The sequence below is a fragment of the Methylophaga sp. UBA1464 genome, from assembly GCF_002325665.1.
In the GTDB taxonomy this organism is placed as follows: domain Bacteria; phylum Pseudomonadota; class Gammaproteobacteria; order Nitrosococcales; family Methylophagaceae; genus Methylophaga.
Genome location: NZ_DCSO01000013.1, coordinates 1 through 709 on the forward strand (window position 1 = coordinate 1; position 709 = coordinate 709).

Below are 709 nucleotides of genomic sequence, written 5' to 3' on the forward strand. Positions count from 1 at the left end.
CGATGATCGCCGCCAGATTATCCTGCGTTGCAATCATGCCGCCGATAATGCGCTGAAAGCTTAAATTACGTGATTCTTCCTGCAGACTGTCACTTAACAATAAACGTTTACCATTTTCATCACGTTTTTCCGCCAGCATCCAGGCAGCAATTTCAATGTTACGGGCACTGTTGTAAAGCTTTTGCTGATCGACAGAGGACAGATAGTAAAATTCGGACTGATTGTTATACGACGCCATTAACATCCGTCGCATACCCACAGTAAATGCCAGTACCCTGTCGCCATCGTAATCTTCGGTCAATGCCAGACGAATGATCTCGGTCGGTTCAAAACCATCCCATTTGTCAAAACCGACATTCGCCGGATAGATGAATAATCTGGCTACACTGTCTTCCAATGTACGCAAATGACGATCATGACGCTGATTGGGATTACGCTGATACAGTTTGATGGTCAACGTTTTAAGATCCTGCATCAGCCGCTGCTGGTGCAGTTCAATGACATCGTCAATATTACTTTTGGCGAAGCTGGAAATATTCGGTGATCCTGCAGTCGAATCCGTCGCACAGCCTGGTAAAACAAAAAAAACACCGCATATCAGCAAAAGCTTATGCCATCGCATCAAATAATCTCTCCTGAGGTTGAACGTCCTTTAAGCCTTCTACCTGGAGATAGGCTTGAACTTGAGCTGGCAGTCTGGCTTGAGTGT

At 45.4% G+C, this 709-nt stretch carries 1 protein-coding gene; it reads right to left on the reverse strand.

The window, feature by feature from the left end; translation table 11 throughout:
• Positions 1 to 622: hypothetical protein (locus B3O33_RS01165; RefSeq protein ID WP_292362765.1), on the reverse strand; the 622-nt coding region annotated here is incomplete at its 3' end.
• Positions 623 to 709 lie beyond the last annotated feature (87 nt).